The organism is Cypionkella psychrotolerans (assembly GCF_001294535.1).
Taxonomy (GTDB): domain Bacteria; phylum Pseudomonadota; class Alphaproteobacteria; order Rhodobacterales; family Rhodobacteraceae; genus Cypionkella; species Cypionkella psychrotolerans.
In genome coordinates, this window is record NZ_LGIC01000084.1 from 14,760 (window position 1) to 38,235 (window position 23,476).

Consider the following 23,476-nt stretch of genomic DNA (forward strand, 5'->3'; position numbering starts at 1 on the left):
GCGGGGGAAAGGCAGTCGATTTTCGCGCGAAAATCGTTCCCGAAATTCGCGCGAATTTCGCCTACCTATTCTTCCTCCGCATCCAGGAGTTCCATGTTGAGGCCCAAACCGCGGACCTCTTTGACGAGAACGTTGAACGATTCTGGCACGCCAGCCTCGAAGTTGTCTTCGCCTTTGACGATCGACTCGTAGACCTTGGTGCGGCCTGCAACGTCATCCGATTTCACCGTCAGCATTTCCTGCAGGGTGTAAGCGGCGCCGTAAGCCTCCAGTGCCCAGACCTCCATCTCGCCGAGACGCTGGCCACCGAACTGGGCTTTACCACCCAACGGTTGCTGCGTGACCAACGAGTAAGGGCCCGTTGAGCGTGCGTGCAGCTTGTCATCCACCAAGTGGTGAAGTTTCAGCATGTACTTGACGCCGACGGTGACCTTGCGGGCGAATTGCTCACCCGAACGGCCATCGAACACCACCGACTGGCCAGAGGTGTCGAACCCGGCGCGAGTCAGCGCGTCGTTCACGTCAGCCTCTTTGGCACCGTCGAACACCGGCGATGCAATCGGCACACCTTTGGTCACGTTGCCAGCCAGCTCTAGGAAATCAGCCTCTGAGCGATCCGCGAAGGATTCCTCATAGGTTTCATCGCCATAAGCATAGCGCACAGCATCGCGCACCGGGGTCATGTCACCTGAGCGGCGATACTCTTTCAGAGCGTCGTCGATGCGGATGCCAAGGCCACGCGCAGCCCAGCCCATATGCGTCTCAAGGATCTGGCCGACGTTCATCCGCGATGGAACCCCAAGCGGGTTCAGCACGAGATCAACTGCGGTGCCATCTGCCAGGAACGGCATGTCTTCCACAGGCACAACCTTGGAAACCACACCTTTGTTGCCGTGACGACCAGCCATTTTGTCGCCCGGTTGCAGCTTGCGCTTCACCGCGACGAACACTTTGACCATCTTCATCACACCCGGAGGCAGATCGTCGCCGCGACGGACCTTTTCAACCTTGTCGTCGAAACGGTTGTCCAAGGCACGCTTTTGCGCCTCAAACTGGTCGTGCAGGGCTTCAACGTCTTTCGCGTCAGCCTCGCCTTCTAGTGCCAGCTGCCACCACTGACCACGCGACAGCGTGCCCAGAAGTTCAGCGTCGATCACCGAGCCCGCTTTGATGCCTTTCGGCCCTTTCACGGCGGTTTTGCCAGTGATCAGGGTTTTCAGGCGCGAGTAGATGTTACGCTCAAGGATCGCGAGTTCATCGTCGCGGTCACGCGCCAGACGTTCGACTTCTTCACGCTCGATTTGCAACGCACGTTCGTCTTTATCGACGCCGTGACGGTTGAACACCCGCACTTCGACGATGGTGCCAAACGCACCCGGCGGCAGTTTCAGCGAGGTGTCGCGCACGTCCGAGGCTTTTTCACCAAAGATCGCCCGCAGCAGTTTTTCTTCCGGGGTCATCGGCGATTCACCTTTGGGGGTGATCTTGCCGACCAGAATATCGCCCGGCAGCACGTCAGCGCCGATATACACGATACCGGCTTCGTCAAGGTTGCGCAGGGCTTCCTCGCCGACGTTCGGGATATCGCGGGTGATTTCCTCTGGCCCGAGTTTCGTATCGCGCGCCGCGACTTCGTATTCCTCGATATGGATCGAGGTGAACACGTCGTCTTTCAGAATGCGTTCCGAAATCAGGATCGAGTCTTCATAGTTGTAGCCATTCCACGGCATGAAGGCCACGATGACGTTCCGGCCAAGGGCGAGTTCGCCCAAGTCGGTGCAGGGGCCGTCCGCGATGACTTCCGAGCGCAGCACCGTGTCTCCCACTTTCACCAGCGGGCGCTGGTTGATGCAGGACGATTGGTTGGAGCGTTTGAACTTGCGCAGACGGTAGATGTCGACGCCCGGTTCACCCGGTTCCAGCATTTCGGTGGCGCGCACCACGATACGCGTCGCGTCAACCTGGTCGATCACACCCGAGCGGCGGGCCATGATGGCCGCCCCCGAATCCCGCGCAACCACGGCTTCAATGCCGGTGCCGACGAAGGGTGCATCGGCTTGCAGCAAGGGAACCGCCTGACGTTGCATGTTCGAGCCCATCAAGGCGCGGTTGGCGTCGTCGTTTTCAAGGAACGGGATCAAGGATGCCGCAACCGAAACCAGCTGCTTCGGCGACACGTCGATCAGGTCGATGGCTTCCGGCGGGTTCAGCATGAAGTCACCGGCTTTCCGCGACGAAATCAGATCGTCGGTGAAGCGGCCTTCCGCATCCTGTGCCGCGTTGGCCTGCGCCACGGTGTGACGCATTTCTTCAGTGGCCGACATGTAGACGACTTCATCAGTCACCTTGTTGTCGATCACTTTGCGATATGGCGTCTCGATGAAGCCATATTTGTTCACCCGCGCAAAGGTCGCCAGCGAGTTGATCAGACCGATGTTCTGACCTTCTGGCGTTTCAATCGGGCACATCCGGCCGTAGTGGGTCGGGTGAACGTCGCGGACTTCAAAACCTGCACGCTCACGGGTCAAACCGCCTGGCCCCAGAGCCGAAAGACGGCGCTTGTGGGTGACTTCCGACAGCGGGTTGGTTTGGTCCATGAACTGCGACAGCTGCGACGAGCCGAAGAATTCACGCACCGCAGCCGCAGCCGGTTTGGCGTTGATCAGGTCTTGCGGCATGATCGTGTCGATTTCGACCGAGGACATACGCTCTTTAATAGCGCGCTCCATCCGCAGCAGGCCGACGCGGTACTGGTTTTCCATCAATTCGCCAACCGAACGCACACGACGGTTGCCAAGGTGGTCGATGTCGTCGATCTCGCCCTTGCCATCACGCAGTTCGGTCAGCGCCTTGATGCAGGCGACGATGTCGGCACGGTCGAGCGTGCGCTGGGTATCCGGGCGGCCCAGATCCAGACGCATGTTCATTTTCACCCGGCCAACCGCCGAAAGATCATAACGCTCGCTGTCGAAGAACAGCGTGTCGAACAGCTGCGAAGCCGCTTCAACGGTCGGCGGCTCGCCCGGACGCATCACGCGGTAGATGTCCATCAGCGCGGTATCCCGGCCCATGTTCTTATCGGCGGCCATGGTGTTGCGCATGTAGGGACCGACGTTGACGTTGTCGATGTCCAGCACCGGAATCTCGGTGATGCCTTGGTCGAGCAACAGCTTCAGCGAACCACCCTTAGGCTCGCCATCGCGGTCGTATTCCATCGTCAATTCGTCGCCAGCTTCGACCCAAATCTCGCCGGTTTCTTCGTTGATGATGTCTTTGCTGACATAGCGGCCAACGATGTGATCATACGGCACCAACAGGTCGGTGACCTTGCCGGTTTTCGCCAGATCGCTTGCCATCCGCGGCGTCATTTTCTCGCCGGCCTTGCAGATCACTTCGCCGGAATCGGCATCCACAATGTCATAGGTCGGGCGGGTGCCACGGATACGGTCCGGGAAGAACTTGGTGACCCAGCCTTTGTTCTTTTGGAATTTGAACATGACGGTCTGGTAATAGGCATCCATGATGCCTTCTTGGTCCATCCCGAGCGCATAAAGCAGCGTGGTGACCGGCAGCTTACGGCGACGGTCGATCCGCGCGAACACGATGTCTTTGGCGTCGAACTCAAAGTCCAGCCACGAGCCGCGATACGGGATGATCCGGCAGGCGAACAGCAGCTTGCCGCTTGAGTGCGTCTTGCCCTTGTCGTGGTCAAAAAACACGCCGGGCGAACGGTGCATCTGGCTGACGATCACGCGCTCGGTGCCGTTCACAACAAACGTTCCGTTACCGGTCATCAGGGGCATGTCGCCCATGTAAACGTCTTGCTCTTTGATGTCCTTGACCGACCGAGCCCCGGTGGTTTCGTCAACATCAAACACGATCAAACGTAGGGTAACTTTCAGCGGCGCGGCATAGGTCATGTCACGCGACTGGCACTCGTCCACGTCATACTTAGGCTTTTCCAGCTCATACTTGACGAATTCAAGCACGGCGGTCTCATTGAAGTCCTTGATCGGGAACACCGATTGGAACGTGCCCTGAATGCCTTCGCCATCCAGCGGCTTGTCACTGTCGCCAGAGCGCAGGAACAGATCATAGGAAGATTTTTGAACCTCAATCAGGTTCGGCATTTCCAGAACTTCACGAATTTTACCGAAATAACGGCGGATTCGTTTCTGGCCAACGTAAGCTTGCGCCATGTGCGTCGTAACCTTTCAATTTCGCCGGCAGACTTTCCGTCGGGCCACGGAAAGCGCGCCGATTGGCGAGAGGGGGAAAGTTCTATTCATGCCACCCGTCCCTTAGGGTGGCTCCCGAACCTTAACCGCACCTTGGAATGGGCTTTCGCAAAAGCGCAGTCCAAGACGCGATTAGCTGGGCCGGAGGTTGCCCCCCGACCCAGCCATTCATCAGAACCGAGGCGAACCTCGGCGCAAATTACTTCAGTTCAACCTTGGCGCCAGCGGCTTCCAGAGTTTTCTTGAAGCCTTCAGCGTCAGCTTTGCCAACGCCTTCTTTGACTTTGCCGCCGGCCTCAACGAGGTCTTTAGCTTCTTTCAGGCCCAGACCGGTGATGGTGCGGACTTCTTTGATGACGTTGATTTTGTTCGGACCAGCTTCGGTCAAAACAACGTCAAACTCGGTTTGCTCTTCAACCGGAGCAGCTGCAGCAGCCGGGCCAGCAGCCATCATGACAGCGCCACCAGCAGCTGGCTCGATGCCATAGGTGTCTTTCAGGATGGTTTTCAGTTCTTGCGCTTGCAACAGGGTCAGGCCAACGATTTGTTCGGCCAATTTGTTCAGATCAGACATTTCATGTTCCGTTCAGTTAAGATGGTTCCAACGAGGTGGGGGTTCAACCCCACGCGAGTCCGAAGATTAAGCAGCTGCTTTTTCTTCGATGGTCGACAGGATGCTCGCGATGTTCGAAGCAGGCGCGCCAATGGCCCCAGCGATAGCCGCACCCGGTGCGCCAATGCAGGACACGATCTGAGCGATAAGCTCTTCACGCGACGGCATGGAAGCAACGGCTTTGACGCCAGCTTGGTCCAGAACCGTGTCACCCATTGCACCGCCAATGATGACGAACTTGTCGTTCGTCTTGGCATATGCTTCGCAGACCTTGGCCGCAGCCACTGGATCTTCCGAAAAGGACAACATGGTCATGCCCGTCAGCAGCGCGCCCATCTTTTCAGACGGCTTGCCACCAAGGGCGATCTTGGCGAGCGTGTTCTTGGCAACGCGAACGGACCCACCTACGTCACGCATTTTTGCGCGCAGGTCCTGCATCTGTGCAACCGTCATACCCGCGTAGTGGGCGACCACTACAACGCCAGAGCTTGCGAAGATTTGGCCGAGTTCATCGACCACTTTCTCTTTCTGGGCTCTATCCACAGTTTCACTCCAAGGTTGGGGGTTTCCCCCCGGCTCAATTAAGCCCGTCTTATGACGAGCATCGGGTCCTTGCTACGGTTCCCGAGCCAAAATCGCAGGCTGCGACATCATCTCGTTCCCCATCTCGGGCAGGATATTAAGGCGTTTGCGCGCCACCGGCCGTCTCGGACAGGATGGGGCTTGCGGGTTTACACCCCTTCGCCCCACCATCCCTTCCCCGAGGGGTTGGGAATTCTTCAAACCGTGTGGTGCGTGCAAGCACACACCCTACGGATTTTGGGTAGGGTGCGTGATTTCACGCACCTTTGCCAATTACTTCGCCGCAGCCGAAGCCAGATCCAAAGCAACGCCGGGACCCATGGTCGACGCCAGCGACACTTTCTTCAGGTAGGTACCTTTGGCGCCGCTCGGACGCGCCCGCGACACAGCTTCCACGAAGGCGCGGATGTTCTCGGCCAGTTTCTCATCCGAGAAGCTGACTTTGCCGATACCAGCATGGATCACGCCAGCTTTTTCGACCTTGAACTGCACTTCGCCGCCCTTGGCTGCTTCAACGGCCGTTTTCACGTCCATCGTCACGGTGCCCACTTTCGGGTTCGGCATCAGGTTGCGCGGGCCCAGGATCTTGCCCAGACGACCCACCAGCGGCATCATGTCCGGCGTTGCGATGCAACGGTCGAACTCGATTTTACCGGATTGGATGGTTTCCATCAGGTCCTCTGCGCCAACGATGTCAGCACCAGCGGCTTTGGCTTCATCAGCCTTGGCGCCACGCGCGAACACAGCCACACGCACTGTCTTGCCGGTGCCGTTCGGCAGAGCAACCACGCCGCGGACCATCTGGTCTGCGTGACGGGGATCAACGCCGAGGTTCATCGCAATTTCCAGCGTCTCGTCGAATTTGGCCGAAGCAGCGCCTTTGATCAACGCAACAGCGTCTTCGACGGTGATCAGCGATTTGCCTTCGAAAGCCTTCTGCGCAACGGCAGTCCGTTTACCAATCTTGGCCATGACTTACCCTTTCACTTCGATGCCGCAGGATTTCGCCGAACCCATGATCACCTGCATTGCGGCCTCGACGGAGTTCGCATTCAGGTCTTTCATTTTGGTTTCAGCGATCTTGCGGATCTGTGCCAGCGACACCGAACCAACCACGGCGTGACCCGGCTTGACCGAGCCTTTGGCGCGGTTACGCTTGCCAACGGGCGGCAGGCCAGCGGCCTTTTTCAGCAGAAACGCTGCAGGCGCGGTCTTCAGCTCGAGGCTGAACGACTTGTCCTGATAATAAGTGATGATGACCGGAGTGGGGGTGCCCAGTTCCAGATCAGCGGTCTTCGCGTTGAATTCCTTCACGAAAGCCATGATGTTCAAGCCGCGCTGACCCAGCGCCGGACCGACCGGCGGGGATGGGTTGGCTTGACCCGCTTTCACTTGCAGCTTCAAGCTGCCGATAATCTTCTTGGCCATGTGGCCTCTCCTTTATCACTGCAAACGCTCGGTATTAAGCGCTGCGGTTTAGTGGTTCGGGTTGTCACTGGGTTTCCCGCAGCGCGTCCCTCCCACGCGATGCACTCAGAGGTTTTTCGACACCTGAGTGAATTCCAATTCCACCGGGGTGGCGCGACCAAAGATCGACACCGACACCTTCAGGCGGCTGTGTGCCTCATCAACATCCTCAACCATGCCGTCAAAGCCTTCGAACGGGCCGTCAGTAACCTTGACCTTCTCGCCGGTTTCAAAGCGGATCAGGTTGCGCGGCGCTTCCAGACCTTCTTCGACACGGTTCATGATCAAGTTCACTTCGGCATCGCGCATCGGCATCGGTTTGCCTTGCGGCCCCAAGAACCCGGTGACGCGGTTGATCGAGCTGATCAGGTGATAGCCTTGGCTCGACATTTCCATCCGCACCAAAACGTAACCCGGCATGAAGCGACGCTCAGAGGTCACTTTCTTGCCGCGCCGCACTTCGATGACTTCTTCGGTCGGCACCAAAACTTCATCGATTTCATCGCCCAAGTTGGCTTCCACCACGGCCGTTCTGATCTGCCCGGCAACTTTCTTCTCGAAGTTCGAGAGAACGCTTACCGAATACCAACGCTTGGCCATGCCACTTCCACCTTGTCTGCCCGAGTGCCTCTGCGCCCGAATGTTCTGTATTTTCAAGCGGTTAATCCGCCTTGCCCATCTTGAGCCCCGAACAAAAAACAGCGCGCAACCCGAATCGCTGCGCGCTTTTGTCCTTTGGATTGGGGCAGAATACCGCCCCAGACCGCCAATTTCAAGGGAATTCGCCCCGCCTCGGCCAGATTTGGCCCAACCAAACTAAGCCTGACGAGTTCAGATCAGAACCCGGTGACGATCATCGTCAGGCCCAGCCGGATCACATAATCCACCAAGCTAAAGAACGTCGCGGTCAGTGCGGCCATGATGAACACCATCACGGTGGTCAGCATCACCTCGCGGCGCGACGGCCAAGCGACCTTGGCCACCTCGGCGCGGACCTGCTGCATGAACTGGACGGGATTGATCGTTGCCATTTTCGGATTCCGCGCTTTCTGGGATGTTCCCGGCGAGATACGCGCATCACGCCGGGATTTCAAGCGGCAAGCCTTACCGCGTCACGATGGGGGGCCGAGTGTTACTCCGCAGCCCTGCGCGGCAAGCGCCAGTTCGGGCGGATGAAGTGGCAGGTATACCCCGTCGGCAAGCGTTCCAGATAATCCTGATGCTCGGGCTCGGCCAACCAGAACGGCCCCGCAGCGGCAAGTTCCGTCACCACTTTGCCCGGCCAGAGCCCGCTTGCATTCACATCCGCAATCGTATCCAACGCCACTTCTTTCTGCGCCTCGCAGGTATAGTAAATCCCCGAGCGATAAGACGGCCCGCGATCATTTCCCTGCCGATCCGGCGTAGAGGGATCGTGGATCTGGAAGAAAAACTCCAGCAGTTCGCGATAGCTGACCACTGCCGGATCAAAATCAATCGCAATGCCCTCGGCATGAGAGCCATGGTTGCGATAAGTCGCGTTCGCCACATCGCCGCCAGTATAGCCCACGCGCGTGCTGATCACGCCGGGGCGCTTGCGGATCAGATCCTGCATACCCCAGAAACAGCCACCAGCCAGAATTGCGGTCTCTTGCGTCATTTCACATCCTCCACTTGGTCAATGTATTGGCCATAGCCTTCGGCCTCCATGTCGTCGCGATGCACAAACCGCAGGCTGGCCGAGTTGATGCAATAGCGCAAACCACCTCGGTCGCGCGGCCCATCCGGGAACACATGCCCCAAATGGCTGTCGCCATGGGTCGAGCGCACCTCGATCCGCATCATCCCCAAACTGCCATCGCGCAGCTCTGCCACATGCGCAGGCTCGATCGGTTTGGTGAAGCTGGGCCAGCCGCAATGGCTGTCGAATTTGTCCGCCGAAGCAAAGAGCGGCTCACCCGAGACGATATCGACATAGATGCCCGGCTCATGGTTATCGAGATATTCGCCAGTGCCGGGCCGCTCGGTGCCATTCTTCTGCGTGACACGAAACTGCTCGGGCGTCAGGGTGGCGATGCGGTCGGCGGATTTGGTGTAAGTCGTCATGGCGCGCTCCCTTATGATCCGATGTGGAATATGGTGCGGCGCAGGCCAAGTTTCCACTGCCATCGCAGGCTTGTGTTGCACTGAAACAATGGGAAAACAGGCCTGGCAGGAGTTGGGGGACTCGAACCCACGACCCTCGGTTTTGGAGACCGATGCTCTACCAACTGAGCTAAACTCCTAAGGCCTGCGGCGGGAGTTACGGCAGGGCGGGGGGGAAATCAAGAGGGGAATCGGGGTTGGCGCGCAGAAAGCCTGGCGCTATGCACGGGCCCAGCCCAAACCCGGATGCCCCAGATGATTCCCACCCGCTTTGCCCACATTGTCTTTGGCCTGATCCTGTCAGGGCTGATGTCGTGTTTCGTCTCTGGGTTATCGACCTTTCGCACCATCGGCCTTGTCGATCATTTCCTGCTGGAGTGGATGGGCAACTGGTTGGCCTCTTGGGCGCTGGCGTTTCCGACCGTGTTGGTGATCGCGCCGATAACCCGCCGCATGGTGGCGCGGCTGGTCAAGCAGGCTTAGGCCGCAACCGGGCGATAGCAGCGCACCGCCCCCGAAATGGAATGGGTGATCGTGGTCACCGTCACCGTGCTGCCCTCGCGCGTGGTCACCGTGCTGGCCGCAGGGGCGCTTACCGCCAGTTGAATGGTCTGCACCGGGCCAGAACGCGGCGGGATGTTCTGCTCGATCACCTCGACCATCCCCGGTGAGATCACGCTGATCACCAAGCCGGAATGATGCGGCAAACCGCGCCCCTCGGTGCGGAAATTCTCCGAAAAACTGGTGCCATCGGGGCTGGTCACATCAATCCGCGTGGTCTGCGTCCAAGCGTAGTTCTGATATTGCACCACATCGCCCGCCTGCAACGCCGCGACATTGATCGCCGTGCCCCAGACATAAGACACGCTCGGGCCGAAATTCGGCGTCTGCGGGATCGAGGATTTGCCGCCTGCCCCCACCAGCGCAGCCTCTATCAGCGTCCAACATTCGCCGTCGCCATAGCGGCCACTTTGACGTTGGGCAAAAGCGATGGCCGTGGCAGCGGTATAGGGCATGATCTGCTCCGTGGGTTGATGATGAAATGCGCCTGTGTGGGCTGAAAATATGCGGCCCATGCGGAGAGGCTAGCAGGTTTCGCGCGACGTGTCTGCGGCGTTGCGCTGGTGGTGAGGTGGAAGCCTCCGGCAGGGATATTTGAGCGCAGAGGATGACCGAAACACGTCAGGTTCATCCTCTGCGCTCAAATATCTCCGCCGGAGGCATCTTAGGCTTTAACAAGCGTCCACCAAAAAGCAAAAACGCGCGAGGTTGCCCCCACGCGTTCTTTAACGTCAAGAAAAGCCTAAGCTTACTTGATGATTTTCGACACCACGCCTGCGCCGACGGTGCGGCCGCCTTCGCGGATGGCGAAGCGCAGTTTTTCTTCCATCGCGATCGGCGCGATCAGGGTCACGTCGAACTTCAGGTTGTCGCCCGGCATCACCATTTCGGTGCCTTCCGGCAGTTCCACGGTACCCGTCACGTCGGTCGTGCGGAAGTAGAATTGCGGACGGTAGTTGGCGAAGAACGGCGTGTGACGACCGCCTTCTTCTTTGGTCAGAATGTAGGCTTCTGCCTCAAACTTGGTGTGCGGGTTGACCGACTTCGGCTTGCACAGCACTTGGCCGCGCTCAACGCCTTCACGGTCGATGCCGCGCAGCAAGATGCCGACGTTGTCGCCCGCTTCACCACGATCCAACAGCTTGCGGAACATCTCGACGCCGGTACAAACCGACTTCTTGGTGTCACGAATACCCACGATTTCAACTTCGTCGCCAACGTTGATCACGCCGCGCTCGATACGACCGGTCACAACCGTGCCACGACCCGAGATCGAGAACACGTCCTCGATCGGCATCAGGAACGGCAGATCGACCATACGGGTCGGGGTCGGGATGTAGCTGTCGACAGCCGCCATCAGGGCGCGGATCGAGTTTTCACCGATGTCAGCGCGCTCGCCGATCATCGCTTGGTGCGCCGAGCCTTTGATGATCGGAATGTCATCGCCGGGGTAGTCGTAGGACGAGAACAGCTCGCGCAATTCCATCTCAACCAGTTCGATCAGCTCTTCGTCATCGACCAGATCGACCTTGTTCATGTAGCAGACCATGTACGGAATGCCGACCTGACGGCCGAGCAGGATGTGCTCGCGGGTCTGCGGCATCGGGCCGTCGGAAGCAGCGCAAACCAAGATCGCGCCGTCCATCTGAGCCGCACCGGTGATCATGTTTTTCACATAGTCAGCGTGGCCGGGGCAGTCGACGTGGGCGTAGTGGCGGGCTTCGGTTTCGTACTCAACGTGAGCGGTCGAAATCGTGATGCCACGCGCACGCTCTTCCGGCGCGCCGTCGATTTGGTCGTAGGCGCGGAATTCACCAAAGTACTTGGTGATCGCTGCCGTCAAAGTGGTCTTGCCGTGGTCAACGTGGCCAATCGTGCCGATGTTGACGTGCGGTTTGTTCCGTTCAAACTTTGCCTTTGCCATGGTCGGGGCGCCCTATCTTTCGCGGGCCCACTAGCAGGCCCAATCTACACGGGCGGGCACTTAACCGTCTGGCCGGGGAAAATCAAGGGGCCGAGCATGCGGCACGCCCAGATCGGGCCCAGATAGGGGCGGTCCTAGCACGTAACCTTAACGTGCGAGTTTGACGCGTCCCGCTTTGATGGCGGGGCTGTCGGCGGCGACGATGGCGTTGTTGCGCGGTGAAAGGCGCACCAGCACGCTCTGCGCAAAGCCCTCAATCGTCTCACGATAGTCGTTCTGGGCTGTGGGGGCCACCGCCGCCCCAATCGGCCCGCCGACGCGGACCCGTTGCGAGGTGGCGAAAACAGCGGTTGGGGCCACGATCTGCCGACCCGTCGTAGCATCAGTCACGGTGAGGGTGCCCTTCACATAGCTCGCCCCGCCCAGCATCATTTCCTGCATCCGCGACATCAAACGCACCTCTGTCACCGTCACCCTCACGTCGGCATTGCCCTGCGAGATCGGCAGCAACTTGCGCTGCAGGGCCTGCGTCAGATCGGCATTGATCTGCGCGGGCGGCACATCAAACGCCATCTTGCGCCCGGCAACGCCAGCGATCGCTGCGGTATCGACCCTGACGTTGCGGACGACAAGATTGGCCGCCGCCTGATCCTCTAGCATATGCGGCGCAGTACAGCCCAGCAGGGCCAACACACTCAGCACGGCAATGAGGCGCATGGTTATGGGGTTCCTGTTTTGGGAACGGTTTTGCTTGGCACGGGCAGGATGGGCAGGGGTTTAACCGGGGTCGGCTTGGCTGGGGCCGGCTTGGCAGGCGTAGGTTTAACGGGTTTCGCCGGAGTCGTCACAGCGGGGGGTGTAACCGCCGGAGTCACCACAGCAGGCGCCGTGACCGCAGGCTTTCCCGCAGCCGGGGTTGCCGCCGCCTTGCCCTTCGGTGGCAGGCCGAACCATTCAGGATTGTCCAGCAGCCATTTCTCCACCGATTTCGCGGCGTTATAGGACAGAATCTCCATCTGCTTTTTCTTGTTCTGCGTCACACCCGAGCCGATGACGGTTTCCGGCGACATATGCTCAAAGATGGTCAGCTGCTTGCCCTCTGGGTTCAGCTTTTTGCGCGCCGCGTCGTCCCAGATATTGGCGGTCACCACCAGCACCGATTTCGGTTTCAGCACCAACGGCACGCCCGGAGGCGCCAAAGCGTAGCCGTCGATGGAAATCCCGATGTTGTAAAGCTTGTCGCCCTCATAGCGGCCAAAACGGTCATCCACCGCCTTCTTGATCGCCGCCTCCCAATCTTCCTTGCTGGCATCGCGGGAGATCGGCACCTTTTGCACATTATCCGCGACGGCAATGTTCAGACCAAGGCGGAAATCCCCCAAAGGCACCGGCGGCTCTTTCAGGTCATTGGTCTGGCAGGCCGCCAGAGCACTCAAACCCAGCCCAAAAGCAAGCAAACGAAGCACACGCATAAACGATTCCCTTTGGGGAGTATGGCATTGCTTTTTGGGATAGCGGGGCTTGGCCTGCAAAGCAACCGCAAGCGCAGCGACGGGGAACCGTTGTCTCGCGAAGACGTTACCAAAGCGCAGACGACAAGTCTGCGCAATGCGATGGAGGGTGTGATGTTCCCGTATCTGCGTTTGATTTTGGTACATCTTTGGGTGGCCTGCACGGCCGGGGTCGTCCTGATCGCGGCGCTCTCGCTAGGCTTTGTATCGGTGGCAACTTTCGTATGGGCTGGTGTGATTGGGATCGTGTTGGGCGTGCCCGCAGGATTGCTGAACTGGGCTTACCTTCGCCCGCGCCGCTCGCGGCAAATTGGCTGGAACTGGCGGCTCGCAGACTGGGTGCGTGACACGAAAATTTGATCTGCTTACCTGCAATCGTTGCGGAGCAACCGCAACGATCAACCTATGCGCCTTCGCTCCCGAGGTTCAGACCGAATCCCGCGCCAAGGTGCAAGCCCGCTCGGCGACCGCGCCGTCATCGTGGCGGATATCGCGTGCCGCACCTCCCACTTGCACCCCATCGCCCTTTTTCCCGGTCACGGTGACGTGAAGCAGCGAGGGCGCGCCCATATCCTCGCCCTGCCGGATGGTAAAGTTGCCCGGCCCCCGACCGAGATCGACTAGCAAGCCGCCCAAGGCCGCAGCCGCAGCGCCTGTGGCAGGGTCTTCCTCCACGCCGCCCACCGCAAAGGCATTGCGGGCGACGAAAGTGTCGGCATCTTCGCGGTAAAGCAGACTGATCGTGGTCAGGCCTTCGCGCTGCATCAGAGCCAGCATCGGTGCAAAATCATACTGCATGTCGGCAAGGGTCGCGCGATTGTGCAGCGCCAGCACGGCATGAGTTGCCCCGGCATGGGCAAGATGCGGCTTTAAGTCAGGATTGAGATCGGCCTCGGACAATCCAAACTGCTGCAGCAGATCGGCCCGCAGTGCCCACGGCATCGGCTTTGACCATGTCGGCGGTGAGGTCAGCACCGCCTGCCAGCCGTCAGGGGTCAATTCAGCCTCAACAGAAATCCGCGCCTGTGACAGTTGCAGATCATAGCGCCCCGCCCCGAACCGCTGCCCCAAGGCACAGCCCAGCGCAATCGTGGCATGGCCGCAGAACGGCACCTCGGCTTGCGGAGCGAAATAGCGCACCTGCCACGCATCGCCATCCCGCGCGGCAAAGGCGGTTTCCGAATAGCCGACCTCGCGCGCAATCCGCTGCATCTCCGCGCGGGCAGGCAGCGCCTCGCCAATCACCACCCCCGCGGGGTTTCCGCCCTGATCGCCCAAAGCAAAAGCTGCAATCCGTTCTATCTGCATCACGTCCCCGCTTGGCCATTCGAAGACCGCAATCTGCCAGACGCCCCCTTCCACGACAAATTCCGATTTGTGGGCTGAACTATCATGCGCCCGAATGTCCCCTTTGCCGCTGGCCAGCCCCGGCCTATCTTCTGTGCAAAGGAGACCACCATGTCCCATTCCGCCGCCAATCCTGCGCGCGTCCCCCTCGGCAGCACGCCGCTTGGCATCCTGGGTTCCCTCAAAGCCGCCCGGCGCAATGTGCTGGAACTGATCCCCGAAGCCGCCACCCATGCGCCGATCCTGTCGGGCACCACCGGCAAGCGCTGGCATATGGTGATGGACCCGGAAACCCTGCGCCACATCCTGCGCGACCGGGTGAATGATTATCCGAAATCGCTGGTGACCAAGCTGATCCTCGGCCCCGCCATCGGCGAAAGCCTGTTCGTGGCGGAAGGCGAGCATTGGATGTGGCAGCGCCGTGCCGCAGCCCCCGTGTTCACCCATCGCAATGTGGCGGCTTTGGCCCCAGTGATGACCCACGCCGCCGAGCGTTCCGCCGCCCGCATTGCTGCCAATCTGGGCCGGGGGGCCGATATGTTCGCCGAAATGGTGACGGCGACCTTCGAGGTGATCTCCGATGTGACCTTCTCGGGCGGTGCCGGGTTTGACCGCGCCTCGGTGCATAAGGCAATTGAAACCTATATCGGCCAGACCGCCAAAATCTCATTGCTGGATATCCTAGGTGCCCCGGCATGGGTGCCGCGCCCCGGTCGTATGGTGGCAACCAAAGGCATTCGCGATATGAAACGCGTCGCCGACCAAGCCATCGACCAACGCCGCAGCGATGGCGCGAAACCTACGCCAGACCTGCTCGATCTTTTGCTGAAAGCCGAAGACCCCACGAGCCAACGCCAAATGGCCACAGCAGAACTCCGCGACAACCTGCTAACCTTCATCGTCGCAGGCCATGAAACCACAGCCCTCACCCTATCTTGGGCACTTTACCTCTGCGCCTTCGCCCCCGAAATCCAAGCGGAAGCCCGCGCCGAGGCGCAAGCCACCCTCGGCGAAAGGGCCGCCACCGTCGCCGATATCGTCGGCCTGCCGCTCACCCGCCGCATCGTCGATGAGGCGCTGCGGATGTATCCCCCCGCCGCTTTTCTGTCGCGCACCGCACAGGTCGCCGACACCCTGCTCGGCCGCGAAGTCCGCAAGGGCGATACCGTGATCCTGCCGATCTACGCCCTGCACCGCCACCATGCTTTGTGGGCCGACCCCGACGCCTTCAACCCCGCTCGCTTTGCCGATCCCCGCGCCATCGACCGCTTCGCCTACCTGCCCTTCGGTGACGGCCCCCGCATCTGCATCGGCGCCTCTTTCGCGCTGCAAGAGGCTGTGATCATCCTCGCCACCCTGCTCGCCCGCTTCAAATTCAGCCGCATCCCCGGCCGCGACCCCAAGCCAGTGATGATCCTGACCCTGCGCCCGGAAGGCGGCGTCTGGCTCCAGATCGACGCCGCTTGAAATTGGGGCTTGAGGCTTGCCAAACACACACCCCGTCGCAATAGTTTCCGCAACCCCAAACCTTCCCAAGCGAAGCCGGAGTCCTGCGATGAAAGCCCTGATCCTAACTGCCCTGCTGGCCGCCCCGGCCACCGCGCAAGAAACCAATGTTACCCTACACATCAGCTTCGACGCAGCCTCTGCCACCAAACTGCAAGAAACGGGCGAGATGGTCATCATCTCCAGCTATTTCTGGGGCGATCCTGCGACAGGCAATGTGCTGCCGGTCAATGAAATGGGCCAGCTTTATCTTGGCGGCGAACAGGCCACCGTCTGGCCGAATGAGCAAACCATCTCCATCGGCCACAGCCTTGCCAGCGCGCCCGTCGGCAATGTCGAAGCGCCGATGGTCAATGTGAACGTCTATTCGGCTCGCATCACTTCCGAGGATAACCTCTTGGATTGCGGCATCGTCGATGGCCCCACCGATGCGCTGTCAAAAACTACCCAAGACATCACCTGCAAACTGATCGGAGACTGAAATGCAACCCGAAGCCATGGCCCTGCACATGGGCCTCGACCTGCCCGACTTTGACAAAATCGGCTATTACGGTGCCGATTATGGCACGATGAAGCCCTATCATCGCGTAGGATCCCTGCTATTTCTGTCGGGCCATGTCGCGCAGATCGGCACCCAGATCACCCACAAAGGCCGCTTGGGCCAGAACCTGACCACCGAACAAGGCTACGCCGCCGCCCGCCAAACCGGGCTGAACGTGCTGGGCGGCATTCGTCAGGCGGTAGGTTCACTCGATAAAGTCAAATCCATCGTCCGCACGCTGAATTTTGTGGTCTGCACGCCTGAATACGAAGACGTCCACAAAGTCTCCTCCGGCATGTCCGACCTGTTCGTCGAGGTGTTCGGCCGCGACATAGGCCTCGGCGGACGCGCCACCATTGGCATCATGGCGCTGGCGAATGGCGTCTGCTTTGAGACTTGGGCGACGGTGGAAATCGCCGACTGATCCCGCTCCCAGCCTCCCCGGTGCAGGCCGGAGCCTCGAGCCGTCAAGCGCAACCCAAGAGGCCCCGGATCAAGTCCGGGGCGGCGAGGAAGGGCGGCAAAGTCAGCGCAGCACGCCTGAACCGCTCAAGCCTTATCCCGCACCTTCATGGCATTGTTCAGCCCCTGAAACACCTCAAACCGTCCGGTCTTGCGCAGCAAATCCGACAGCTTGGCCGAGCCATAGGATCGCGGATCAAAGTCAGGATGCAGTTGCGTGATCACCTGCCCCAACTGCCCCAAGGAATAATCATCCTGATCCGGGTCGATCTTTTTCATCGCATCGCTGATCAACGGAATGGCCTGCGCCGCCGATTGCTTACCTGCCGCCACAGGTTCACTGCGCGCCGCATCCGGCTTGCCGGGCTTGGCCTCCACCACCTCGGCCCCGCTGATGATATTCTCGATAAACACAAACCGATTGCAGACTTTCCGCAGGGAATCCGGCGTCTTAGACTCGCCAATCCCGATCACCTGCAAGCCATCCTCGCGAATACGGCTGGCCAATCGGGTGAAATCGCTGTCCGACGACACCAGCACAAAGCCATCGACCTTGCCCGCATGCAAAATATCCATAGCGTCAATCACCAGCCCAATATCGCTGGCATTCTTACCCTTGGTATTGGCCGATTGCTGATGCATCACCAGCCCCAGATCGCGCGCGGCCTCTTTCCACTGCGTCAAAGCTTGACTAGACCAATCACCATAAACCCGCCGCAAGGATGGGTCGCCAAAGCTGGCAATCTCATCCAAAATCGCCACCGCATGGCGCGCTGGCACATTGTCGGCGTCGATCAAAACCGCCAACCGAGGCGTGCGCCCGGCAATCGTCGTCATATTGGCTGACATGAGGTCCTCGCTTTTCCTCTGGTGATGCCCGAAAAACCCGCAATCCGATAGAGCAAACTGCCAAAGCCAATTCGCTAAAACTTACCTAAAATTGTCATCCTCTCTGCTCAAATATCCCACGGGGGAGTCCGCTTGACTCTTCCAAGCGGACGGGGGTGCGAAACCCCCTCCCCGGCCTGCAAAACCGCCCCGGTCAGCATACCACCTCAATCAAAAACGGCCCACGCCGCGCCATAGCCCCGGCAAACGCGCTCACAAATTCATCCGCCGTCACCGCCCGCACCGCATCGACCCCATGGCCCTGCGCCAGCGCAACCCAATCCAGCGACGGCTCCACCATATCAAACATCCGGTTCACATTGCGGCCGACATCCGCGACGCCAACATTCACCAACTCGCCATGCAGGATTTTATAAGTGCGGTTTGCAAAGATCACCACACACACATCCAACCCCTCGCGCGCCATCGTCCACAGGCTTTGCAGCGTATACATCGCCGAGCCATCGCCCGACAAAGCCAAAACCTTGCGCTCCGGGCAAGCCACCGCCGCCCCCACCGCAGCAGGCAGGCATTGCCCAATCGCGCCGCCCATCGTCACCAGCACGTCATGGCCACGCGCGCCGACCATCGGCAGGCCCACGGGCTGCCCCGAGGTGATCGCCTCATTCACCACAACCGTGTCTTCCGGCATCAGATGCGCAATCGCTTGGCCGACCTTCTCCAAACTCATCGCGCCCGATGGCAGCGCGGGCAAGTCCAACACCTGAAACGCTTCGTCCGGCAGATCGCCCGAAGCCCCCAACTCCCGCGCAATCTCCCGCAAGGTCCAAGCGTAATCCATGTCGATAGAACACAGCTCAATCACCCGACACTCCGGCGATTCCGGCAGGCTCGGCTTGCTCGGATAGGCGAAAAACGCGGTGGGGCGCTGGGTGCCACACAAAACCAGCACCGACTTATCCGCCAGAATCCCAACATTGGTATCCACCTCATAAGCCAGCCGCTGCATCAGCACCGACCCCGCCCCCCGCCTTGAACGGGCCGAGAAAAACGGTGCCATCAACCGACAGCCCGAAGCCCGCGCAATCCGCGCCGCAACCAGCCCAAGATCGGTGTACAAAGCCGCCCCATCCACCATCAACGCCGCCCCCGGCAGCATCAAAGCCCGCGCCGCCGCCGCCACATCTTCTGTCCGGGGCCGCCGCAACGCAGGTGCCGCCGCCGCCGCCGCCGCACCCTCGGCCGCCTCCCAAGCCGTATTGGCGGGCAGGATCAATGTCGCAATCTGCCCATTGGCCGACCGCGCCGCCTGCACCGCTGCCGCGCCATCGACAGCCACCTGCGCCGCATCGCCAGAAACCCGCGTCCAATGCGAAATCGCCTGCGAAATCCCCACCGTGTCGCCCTTCAAAGGGCTCTCATGCTTCAGATGGTAGCTCGCATGATCCCCCATGACGTTGACGATGCCGGACTGCGCCTTGCGGGCATTGTGCAGATTGGCAAAGGCATTGCCGAACCCCGGCGCCAGATGCAGCAAAGTCGCCGCCACCCGCCCCGACATCCGGTAATAGCCATCCGCCGCACCGGAAACCCCGCCCTCAAACAAACACAGAATGCAGCGCATTTCAGGATGCCGATCCAAGGCCGCCACGAAATGCATCTCAGACGTGCCGGGATTGGCAAAGCAAACCTCCACCCCCGAGGCCAGCAGCGTCTTTACCAAACTCTCAGCACCGTTCATCGTGATCTCCCCCTGTTGCCGCCAATCTGCGCGGGGGACGCGGCGAGATCAAGCGATCAACGCCACCGCCTGCGCCCCCAGCACCGCCAAAGCCTGCGCAGGCGCGATACCCAGCAACAGCCCGCGCTGGCCCGCATTGATCCAGACCTTTTCCGCCCCGCAAGCCGAGGCTTCAATCGCCACCGGAACTACCCGTTTGGGGCCGAACGGAGAAATCCCGCCCACGCGATACCCGGTCAGCTTCTCGGCCTTCGGCACCGCCATCATCGCCGCCGCCTTGCCACCAAACGCCACGGCCACCTTCTTCATCGACAACTGCCGATCCGAGGGGATCACGCAGCACGCAGGCTTGCCGTCCACCTCGACCATCAGGGTTTTTAGGGTCAGGGCAGGATCCAGACCCAGCGCGGCTGCGGCGGCAAGGCCCACCGCCTCTGCATCCGGGTCATAGGTATAGGGATGCAGGGTGAAGGCGATCCCTTTGGTTTCCAGAAATTTCACACCCAGAGTCGCGGCCATTGCGGTGCCTCACTTTACGAATTCGGCATCGTTGTGCAGGATTTCGCGGTCAGGAACACCGCCGCTTTGCGGATCACATGCGGATCGCCGGTCAGAAAAAACCGGCCCTTGGAAATCTGGCCCTGCAACCGTGGCTCGGCGACCAGATTGCCACAGATAAAAATCGAGATCACCCGCCCTTGCGGACTTTGCGTAAAGATCGCCAACGCCTCAACCCACTCTGGCGTCACCGTTACGTCCAGCGCATCCTGATTGTTGAAATCCTTGATCACTGTGGCGCTTGCAATCGCCTTGGGCGGCAAATCCAAAGCCTGCGTGTCAAACTCGAAATGCAAAAACCCCTCGTCGCCAGCAAAGGCAACGAAGGGAGTCATAATACAAGCAATGAGGGCAAGGGCGTTTGATTTCAACGCCTTGCCCATTTGATTAATACACCACCACCGCGCGGATGCTTTCGCCGGAATGCATCAGATCAAACCCCTTGTTGATGTCCTCCAGCGGCAGGATATGGGTGATCAGGCTGTCGATCTCGATCTTGCCGTCCATGTACCAATCGACGATTTTCGGAACGTCCGTACGGCCGCGTGCGCCTCCGAAGGCGGTGCCTTTCCAGACCCGGCCTGTGACCAGTTGGAACGGCCGCGTCTCAATCACCGCTCCCGCGGGTGCCACGCCGATGATGATCGACTGACCCCAACCGCGATGGGTGCATTCCAAAGCATCCCGCATCACTTTGACGTTGCCGGTGCAATCAAACGAGTAATCCGCGCCGCCGATCTTATCAAACGCGGTCTTGGTCAGATCGACAATCGCCTGCACCACCGAACCTTCGATTTCTTTCGGGTTGATGAAGTGGGTCATCCCGAACTTCTCGCCCCAAGCCTTTTTGTCGTTGTTCAGATCTACGCCGATGATCATCCGCGCGCCCGCCATTTTCAGGCCCTGAATGACGTTCAGACCAATGCCGCCCAGACCAAACACCACGGCGGTGGCGTCATGTTCCACCTTGGCGGTGTTCAGCACCGCGCCAATCCCGGTGGTAACCCCACAGCCGATGTAGCAAATCTTGTCAAACGGCGCATCCTCGCGCACCTTGGCCAAGGCAATTTCGGGCACAACCGTGTGGTTGGCGAAGGTCGAGCAGCCCATGTAGTGATGGATCGGCGTGCCATCCAGCATCGAGAACCGCGAGGTGCCGTCCGGCATCAGCCCCTGCCCCTGCGTCGTACGAATGGCAGTGCAGAGGTTGGTTTTCTGGCTAAGGCACGAAGGACATTCCCGACATTCCGGGGTGTACAGCGGGATGACGTGATCGCCGACTTTCAGCGATTTCACACCCGGGCCAACGGCAATGACCACGCCCGCACCTTCGTGCCCCAAGATCGCCGGGAATAACCCTTCCGGGTCGGCCCCAGACAGGGTGAATTCGTCAGTATGGCAAATACCGGTGGCCTTGATTTCCACCAGAACCTCGCCCTCTTTCGGGTCGGCGAGGTTAACCTCCATGATTTCAAGCGGTTTGCCTGCGGCAATGGCGACGGCTGCACGGGTGCGCATGGGGGGATCCTCCGAGGTGGTTTGGGCCAGATGAAATTTGCGCCAAACTGGGCCAACCCGCGAAAAATTGCAACGCTGGAAACGACCTGTTTCGGGTTGTTGCCGCTTTCGTGGTTGCTGCAGCGGCGCGGGGCGGGCTAAGAATGCGAGATCTTTTGTAGGAAGTTCCGCGCGCGCATGGTTGCCTTGTTTTCCCCTTTTCTGCGCCGGAACATGGTGGGTGTTCTGGCTGCGGCTTGCCTCACGGCTTGTGCCATGGGCGGGCAGGTGCGGATGGGCCCCGTGTCGAAAATGCTGAAACCGCAGCCAGATCTGTGCGACGCGGCGGCCCTGATTGACGTCGTGGGCCAGCCGTTTACCCAGCTCGCCGATTATCCGCTGGCAGGCCCGCTGCGGGTGTTGTGGCCTGAGCAAGAAATCACCGATGAGGTCGTCCCCAATCGGCTCAACGCAGAAGTCACTAACGATCAGCTGATCCTGCGGCTATCTTGTGGGTAGTCAATAAAAAGGTGCCGCCATGCGTTTCTCTGCTCTGCTGCTTACCCTGCCCATCGCCCTGATGGGCTGCCTGCCCGAACCAGAACCACCCGCGAGCGAGCCCTCGCCCATCGAAGATGCCTGTGAGGCCAGTGGCTTGCAGGATTTGGTCGGACAAAGCGCGAAAAAGCTGGAAGTGATGCGCTTCGCCCATACGGTACGGATCATCCGGCCCGGTATGGCGGTGACGATGGATTATTCGCCCGAACGGCTAAACATTGAGGTCAATGCCGCCGAGATCATCACCCGCGTCAGTTGCGGCTGAACCCACTGGCCGCAGGTGCAAGTCCTGCGGCCAGTGCGATTGAATGGTTACTTGCTCGCCACGCGGAAGGTGGTGTGGCAATCCTTGCAGGCGCCGCCAATCGCGCCCATCCCGGCTTTGATGCCCTCCGCCGAGGCCACATCCAACGCGGTCGCGGCAGTGTTCAAGGCGTTGGCCTTGCCGACGAAATCATCCCAATTCGTCCAAATCTCGGGCTTGGCGCCCGAGGCCGGATCGTTGCCCGCCTTCTCAAACTTGACATGAACATCGGCGGAACCCGCGACCAAATTGGCCTTGGCGGCTTCAGCGGCAGTGGCGTCATAAGCGACCTCACCCGAGGCCATGCCGCCCAAGGCTTTGGCGGCACCGCCAAAGGACTTCATCAGATCCTTCTGGGCAATCACTAAGGGATCGGTGGCCTAAACTTCAGCAAAGGCGATACCTGCGAAAAGGGTCAGTGCGGTGGCGAGGGCTTTGGTGGCTAAACGCATGAGAGAACTCCGGGTTGAGACAAGAGGCTCAGTATAGCCAAAGCTTTGCAGACGGGAACAGACTTTGGTCTGATCGGGCGGAAATGAGGGCTGTGGCTCTGACCGGGAAACAGGAGCCGCCTCGGGGCCCATCGAGGCCCCGCTCGGCGGCGCTGCCGGGGAATGGATGGGAGGCCGGGCGCGGGCTGTGGCGTTGCATTTGAGTATTTGTCAAAGAGCAAATCCCGTTAGCGAAGCGTTAACCCAAACCTGCGAATTTATCTCCACGGTACAGGGAGGAGTCCCGATGACCGTAAAGAGCAAGTCGCCCCGGCCCGCCTGCATAGCTTCCAGCGGATCGGATCGGTGCCGCGTGGCCGGGGCGCGATCTTTGCATTGCTCTTTTGCAAATACTCAAATGCAACCTGCCCGCCGGCGCACCGCTGGGCAGCCCTCCCCCGGCAGCGCCGCCGAGCGGGCCCTCGATGGGCCCCGAGGCGGCACCCCGGTTCGGGTCAACGCAGGGCTTGCAGAATCTCCAGGCTCGGGTAGCCGTCCAGCACCATACCGCGCGCGCGCTGAAATGCCTTCACTGCCGCCACGGTCAGCGGGCCGACTTTGCCATCGGCTGTGCCCGAATAGACGCCTGCAGTCAGCAGAAG

The 23,476-nt window shown here is 60.1% G+C and carries 28 protein-coding genes and 1 tRNA gene; 7 read left to right on the forward strand and 22 right to left on the reverse strand.

Going from position 1 to position 23,476, the window contains the following annotated elements:
• Positions 1-65: 65 nt before the first annotated feature.
• The 10 genes from rpoB to AKV04_RS19465 all read right to left on the reverse strand — a co-directional run bounded on the left by rpoB (position 66) and on the right by AKV04_RS19465 (position 9,164).
• Positions 66-4,199 (reverse strand): DNA-directed RNA polymerase subunit beta, encoded by a 4,134-nt coding sequence (gene rpoB, locus AKV04_RS19420; protein ID WP_054008067.1) that lies wholly within the window; start codon positions 4,197-4,199, stop codon positions 66-68.
• 238 nt (positions 4,200-4,437) lie between these two features.
• Positions 4,438-4,812, reverse strand: a complete 375-nt coding sequence (rplL, locus tag AKV04_RS19425) for a 50S ribosomal protein L7/L12 (protein WP_054008068.1) — start codon at positions 4,810-4,812, stop codon at positions 4,438-4,440.
• A gap of 66 nt (positions 4,813-4,878) precedes the next feature.
• Positions 4,879-5,394 carry a 50S ribosomal protein L10 gene (gene rplJ, locus AKV04_RS19430; protein ID WP_054008069.1) on the reverse strand — a complete coding sequence of 172 codons (516 nt, stop codon included), beginning with the start codon at positions 5,392-5,394 and terminating at the stop codon, positions 4,879-4,881.
• Positions 5,395-5,706: 312 nt separating this feature from the next.
• The gene (rplA, locus tag AKV04_RS19435; RefSeq protein WP_054008070.1) at positions 5,707-6,405 is read right to left on the reverse strand and encodes a 50S ribosomal protein L1; all 699 of its coding nucleotides are present in this window, start codon (positions 6,403-6,405) and stop codon (positions 5,707-5,709) included.
• Between the two features lie 3 nt (positions 6,406-6,408).
• On the reverse strand, positions 6,409-6,861 hold the full coding sequence (rplK, locus tag AKV04_RS19440) for a 50S ribosomal protein L11 (protein WP_054008071.1): 453 nt from the start codon (positions 6,859-6,861) through the stop codon (positions 6,409-6,411).
• A gap of 105 nt (positions 6,862-6,966) precedes the next feature.
• A complete protein-coding gene (gene nusG, locus AKV04_RS19445; protein WP_054008072.1) occupies positions 6,967-7,500 on the reverse strand; it encodes a transcription termination/antitermination protein NusG in 534 nt (177 codons plus the stop codon).
• Between the two features lie 236 nt (positions 7,501-7,736).
• Complete coding sequence (secE, locus tag AKV04_RS19450) at positions 7,737-7,931, reverse strand: preprotein translocase subunit SecE (RefSeq protein WP_054008073.1); 195 nt, start codon at positions 7,929-7,931, stop codon at positions 7,737-7,739.
• Between the two features lie 101 nt (positions 7,932-8,032).
• Positions 8,033-8,539 (reverse strand): peptide-methionine (S)-S-oxide reductase MsrA, encoded by a 507-nt coding sequence (msrA, locus tag AKV04_RS19455; protein WP_054008074.1) that lies wholly within the window; start codon positions 8,537-8,539, stop codon positions 8,033-8,035.
• Positions 8,536-8,985 carry a peptide-methionine (R)-S-oxide reductase MsrB gene (gene msrB, locus AKV04_RS19460; RefSeq protein WP_054008075.1) on the reverse strand — a complete coding sequence of 150 codons (450 nt, stop codon included), beginning with the start codon at positions 8,983-8,985 and terminating at the stop codon, positions 8,536-8,538. The genes msrA and msrB overlap by 4 nt, the downstream gene beginning before the upstream one ends.
• 103 nt (positions 8,986-9,088) lie before the next feature.
• A tRNA-Trp gene (locus AKV04_RS19465) sits at positions 9,089-9,164 on the reverse strand.
• A 115-nt stretch (positions 9,165-9,279) separates the two neighbouring features.
• Between AKV04_RS19465 and AKV04_RS19470 the strand changes: the two genes are divergently transcribed.
• Positions 9,280-9,507, forward strand: a complete 228-nt coding sequence (locus tag AKV04_RS19470; protein ID WP_054008091.1) for a DUF2798 domain-containing protein — start codon at positions 9,280-9,282, stop codon at positions 9,505-9,507.
• Here the strand turns inward: AKV04_RS19470 and AKV04_RS19475 are convergent.
• From AKV04_RS19475 to AKV04_RS19490, 4 genes are all read right to left on the reverse strand, one after another.
• Complete coding sequence (locus AKV04_RS19475) at positions 9,504-10,040, reverse strand: hypothetical protein (protein ID WP_156317692.1); 537 nt, start codon at positions 10,038-10,040, stop codon at positions 9,504-9,506. The genes AKV04_RS19470 and AKV04_RS19475 overlap by 4 nt on opposite strands.
• Positions 10,041-10,333: 293 nt before the next feature.
• Positions 10,334-11,509: an elongation factor Tu gene (gene tuf, locus AKV04_RS19480; RefSeq protein WP_054008077.1), complete on the reverse strand. Its 1,176-nt coding sequence runs from the start codon at positions 11,507-11,509 to the stop codon at positions 10,334-10,336.
• A 147-nt stretch (positions 11,510-11,656) separates the two neighbouring features.
• Complete coding sequence (locus tag AKV04_RS19485) at positions 11,657-12,226, reverse strand: hypothetical protein (RefSeq protein WP_054008078.1); 570 nt, start codon at positions 12,224-12,226, stop codon at positions 11,657-11,659.
• Positions 12,227-12,228: 2 nt separating this feature from the next.
• Complete coding sequence (locus AKV04_RS19490) at positions 12,229-12,981, reverse strand: hypothetical protein (protein ID WP_235815715.1); 753 nt, start codon at positions 12,979-12,981, stop codon at positions 12,229-12,231.
• A gap of 21 nt (positions 12,982-13,002) precedes the next feature.
• Between AKV04_RS19490 and AKV04_RS19495 the strand changes: the two genes are divergently transcribed.
• Positions 13,003-13,380 carry a hypothetical protein gene (locus AKV04_RS19495; protein ID WP_054008079.1) on the forward strand — a complete coding sequence of 126 codons (378 nt, stop codon included), beginning with the start codon at positions 13,003-13,005 and terminating at the stop codon, positions 13,378-13,380.
• A gap of 66 nt (positions 13,381-13,446) precedes the next feature.
• On the opposite strand, the gene AKV04_RS19500 is transcribed toward AKV04_RS19495, so the two are convergent.
• Positions 13,447-14,328 carry a PhzF family phenazine biosynthesis protein gene (locus AKV04_RS19500; protein WP_054008092.1) on the reverse strand — a complete coding sequence of 294 codons (882 nt, stop codon included), beginning with the start codon at positions 14,326-14,328 and terminating at the stop codon, positions 13,447-13,449.
• A 150-nt stretch (positions 14,329-14,478) separates the two neighbouring features.
• Here AKV04_RS19500 and AKV04_RS19505 point away from each other — a divergent pair, with 150 nt between their 5' ends.
• The 3 genes from AKV04_RS19505 (at position 14,479) to AKV04_RS19515 (ending at position 16,838) form a co-directional block, all read left to right on the forward strand.
• Positions 14,479-15,834, forward strand: a complete 1,356-nt coding sequence (locus AKV04_RS19505; protein ID WP_054008080.1) for a cytochrome P450 — start codon at positions 14,479-14,481, stop codon at positions 15,832-15,834.
• Between the two features lie 88 nt (positions 15,835-15,922).
• A complete protein-coding gene (locus AKV04_RS19510; RefSeq protein WP_054008081.1) occupies positions 15,923-16,354 on the forward strand; it encodes a hypothetical protein in 432 nt (143 codons plus the stop codon).
• Between the two features lies 1 nt (position 16,355).
• The gene (locus tag AKV04_RS19515; RefSeq protein ID WP_054008082.1) at positions 16,356-16,838 is read left to right on the forward strand and encodes a RidA family protein; all 483 of its coding nucleotides are present in this window, start codon (positions 16,356-16,358) and stop codon (positions 16,836-16,838) included.
• 125 nt (positions 16,839-16,963) lie between these two features.
• On the opposite strand, the gene AKV04_RS19520 is transcribed toward AKV04_RS19515, so the two are convergent.
• The 5 genes from AKV04_RS19520 to AKV04_RS19540 form a co-directional block, all read right to left on the reverse strand.
• Positions 16,964-17,725 (reverse strand): NYN domain-containing protein, encoded by a 762-nt coding sequence (locus AKV04_RS19520; protein ID WP_082351756.1) that lies wholly within the window; start codon positions 17,723-17,725, stop codon positions 16,964-16,966.
• Positions 17,726-17,918: 193 nt separating this feature from the next.
• Positions 17,919-19,466, reverse strand: a complete 1,548-nt coding sequence (locus tag AKV04_RS19525) for an acetolactate synthase large subunit (RefSeq protein WP_054008083.1) — start codon at positions 19,464-19,466, stop codon at positions 17,919-17,921.
• Positions 19,467-19,514: 48 nt separating this feature from the next.
• Entirely contained in the window at positions 19,515-19,985 is a 471-nt protein-coding gene (locus tag AKV04_RS19530) for a YbaK/EbsC family protein (protein ID WP_054008084.1), read from the reverse strand.
• 14 nt (positions 19,986-19,999) lie between these two features.
• A complete protein-coding gene (locus tag AKV04_RS19535) occupies positions 20,000-20,359 on the reverse strand; it encodes a hypothetical protein (RefSeq protein ID WP_156317694.1) in 360 nt (119 codons plus the stop codon).
• 52 nt (positions 20,360-20,411) lie between these two features.
• A complete protein-coding gene (locus AKV04_RS19540) occupies positions 20,412-21,542 on the reverse strand; it encodes an S-(hydroxymethyl)glutathione dehydrogenase/class III alcohol dehydrogenase (protein WP_054008086.1) in 1,131 nt (376 codons plus the stop codon).
• Positions 21,543-21,755: 213 nt separating this feature from the next.
• Between AKV04_RS19540 and AKV04_RS19545 the strand changes: the two genes are divergently transcribed.
• Positions 21,756-22,040 (forward strand): I78 family peptidase inhibitor, encoded by a 285-nt coding sequence (locus AKV04_RS19545; RefSeq protein ID WP_162232917.1) that lies wholly within the window; start codon positions 21,756-21,758, stop codon positions 22,038-22,040.
• Between the two features lie 19 nt (positions 22,041-22,059).
• Positions 22,060-22,344 carry an I78 family peptidase inhibitor gene (locus AKV04_RS19550; RefSeq protein WP_054008088.1) on the forward strand — a complete coding sequence of 95 codons (285 nt, stop codon included), beginning with the start codon at positions 22,060-22,062 and terminating at the stop codon, positions 22,342-22,344.
• 47 nt (positions 22,345-22,391) lie between these two features.
• On the opposite strand, the gene AKV04_RS19555 is transcribed toward AKV04_RS19550, so the two are convergent.
• Complete coding sequence (locus tag AKV04_RS19555) at positions 22,392-22,748, reverse strand: cytochrome c (RefSeq protein WP_054008089.1); 357 nt, start codon at positions 22,746-22,748, stop codon at positions 22,392-22,394.
• A 581-nt stretch (positions 22,749-23,329) separates the two neighbouring features.
• Positions 23,330-23,473: a peptidoglycan-binding domain-containing protein gene (locus tag AKV04_RS27620; RefSeq protein ID WP_082351566.1), complete on the reverse strand. Its 144-nt coding sequence runs from the start codon at positions 23,471-23,473 to the stop codon at positions 23,330-23,332.
• Between the last annotated feature and the right edge of the window lie 3 nt (positions 23,474-23,476).

Bases quoted from the DNA above. Each gene is read 5' to 3' on its own strand.
- AKV04_RS19470 (WP_054008091.1), top strand. From the start codon at position 9,280: ATGATTCCCACCCGCTTTGCCCACATTGTCTTTGGCCTGATCCTGTCA.
- AKV04_RS19510 (WP_054008081.1), top strand. From the start codon at position 15,923: ATGAAAGCCCTGATCCTAACTGCCCTGCTGGCCGCCCCGGCCACCGCG.
- AKV04_RS19485 (WP_054008078.1), bottom strand. From the start codon at position 12,226: ATGCGCCTCATTGCCGTGCTGAGTGTGTTGGCCCTGCTGGGCTGTACT.
- msrB (WP_054008075.1), bottom strand. From the start codon at position 8,985: ATGACGACTTACACCAAATCCGCCGACCGCATCGCCACCCTGACGCCC.
- rplK (WP_054008071.1), bottom strand. From the start codon at position 6,861: ATGGCCAAGAAGATTATCGGCAGCTTGAAGCTGCAAGTGAAAGCGGGT.
- AKV04_RS19550 (WP_054008088.1), top strand. From the start codon at position 22,060: ATGCGTTTCTCTGCTCTGCTGCTTACCCTGCCCATCGCCCTGATGGGC.
- AKV04_RS19505 (WP_054008080.1), top strand. From the start codon at position 14,479: ATGTCCCATTCCGCCGCCAATCCTGCGCGCGTCCCCCTCGGCAGCACG.
- AKV04_RS19500 (WP_054008092.1), bottom strand. From the start codon at position 14,328: ATGCAGATAGAACGGATTGCAGCTTTTGCTTTGGGCGATCAGGGCGGA.
- AKV04_RS19495 (WP_054008079.1), top strand. From the start codon at position 13,003: ATGGCATTGCTTTTTGGGATAGCGGGGCTTGGCCTGCAAAGCAACCGC.
- rpoB (WP_054008067.1), bottom strand. From the start codon at position 4,199: ATGGCGCAAGCTTACGTTGGCCAGAAACGAATCCGCCGTTATTTCGGT.
- AKV04_RS19490 (WP_235815715.1), bottom strand. From the start codon at position 12,981: ATGCGTGTGCTTCGTTTGCTTGCTTTTGGGCTGGGTTTGAGTGCTCTG.
- AKV04_RS19475 (WP_156317692.1), bottom strand. From the start codon at position 10,040: ATGCCCTATACCGCTGCCACGGCCATCGCTTTTGCCCAACGTCAAAGT.
- AKV04_RS19530 (WP_054008084.1), bottom strand. From the start codon at position 19,985: ATGGCCGCGACTCTGGGTGTGAAATTTCTGGAAACCAAAGGGATCGCC.
- rplA (WP_054008070.1), bottom strand. From the start codon at position 6,405: ATGGCCAAGATTGGTAAACGGACTGCCGTTGCGCAGAAGGCTTTCGAA.
- AKV04_RS19520 (WP_082351756.1), bottom strand. From the start codon at position 17,725: ATGTCAGCCAATATGACGACGATTGCCGGGCGCACGCCTCGGTTGGCG.
- rplL (WP_054008068.1), bottom strand. From the start codon at position 4,812: ATGTCTGATCTGAACAAATTGGCCGAACAAATCGTTGGCCTGACCCTG.
- msrA (WP_054008074.1), bottom strand. From the start codon at position 8,539: ATGACGCAAGAGACCGCAATTCTGGCTGGTGGCTGTTTCTGGGGTATG.
- secE (WP_054008073.1), bottom strand. From the start codon at position 7,931: ATGGCAACGATCAATCCCGTCCAGTTCATGCAGCAGGTCCGCGCCGAG.
- AKV04_RS19525 (WP_054008083.1), bottom strand. From the start codon at position 19,466: ATGAACGGTGCTGAGAGTTTGGTAAAGACGCTGCTGGCCTCGGGGGTG.
- nusG (WP_054008072.1), bottom strand. From the start codon at position 7,500: ATGGCCAAGCGTTGGTATTCGGTAAGCGTTCTCTCGAACTTCGAGAAG.
- AKV04_RS19515 (WP_054008082.1), top strand. From the start codon at position 16,356: ATGCAACCCGAAGCCATGGCCCTGCACATGGGCCTCGACCTGCCCGAC.
- AKV04_RS19545 (WP_162232917.1), top strand. From the start codon at position 21,756: ATGGTGGGTGTTCTGGCTGCGGCTTGCCTCACGGCTTGTGCCATGGGC.
- AKV04_RS19540 (WP_054008086.1), bottom strand. From the start codon at position 21,542: ATGCGCACCCGTGCAGCCGTCGCCATTGCCGCAGGCAAACCGCTTGAA.
- AKV04_RS19535 (WP_156317694.1), bottom strand. From the start codon at position 20,359: ATGACTCCCTTCGTTGCCTTTGCTGGCGACGAGGGGTTTTTGCATTTC.
- tuf (WP_054008077.1), bottom strand. From the start codon at position 11,509: ATGGCAAAGGCAAAGTTTGAACGGAACAAACCGCACGTCAACATCGGC.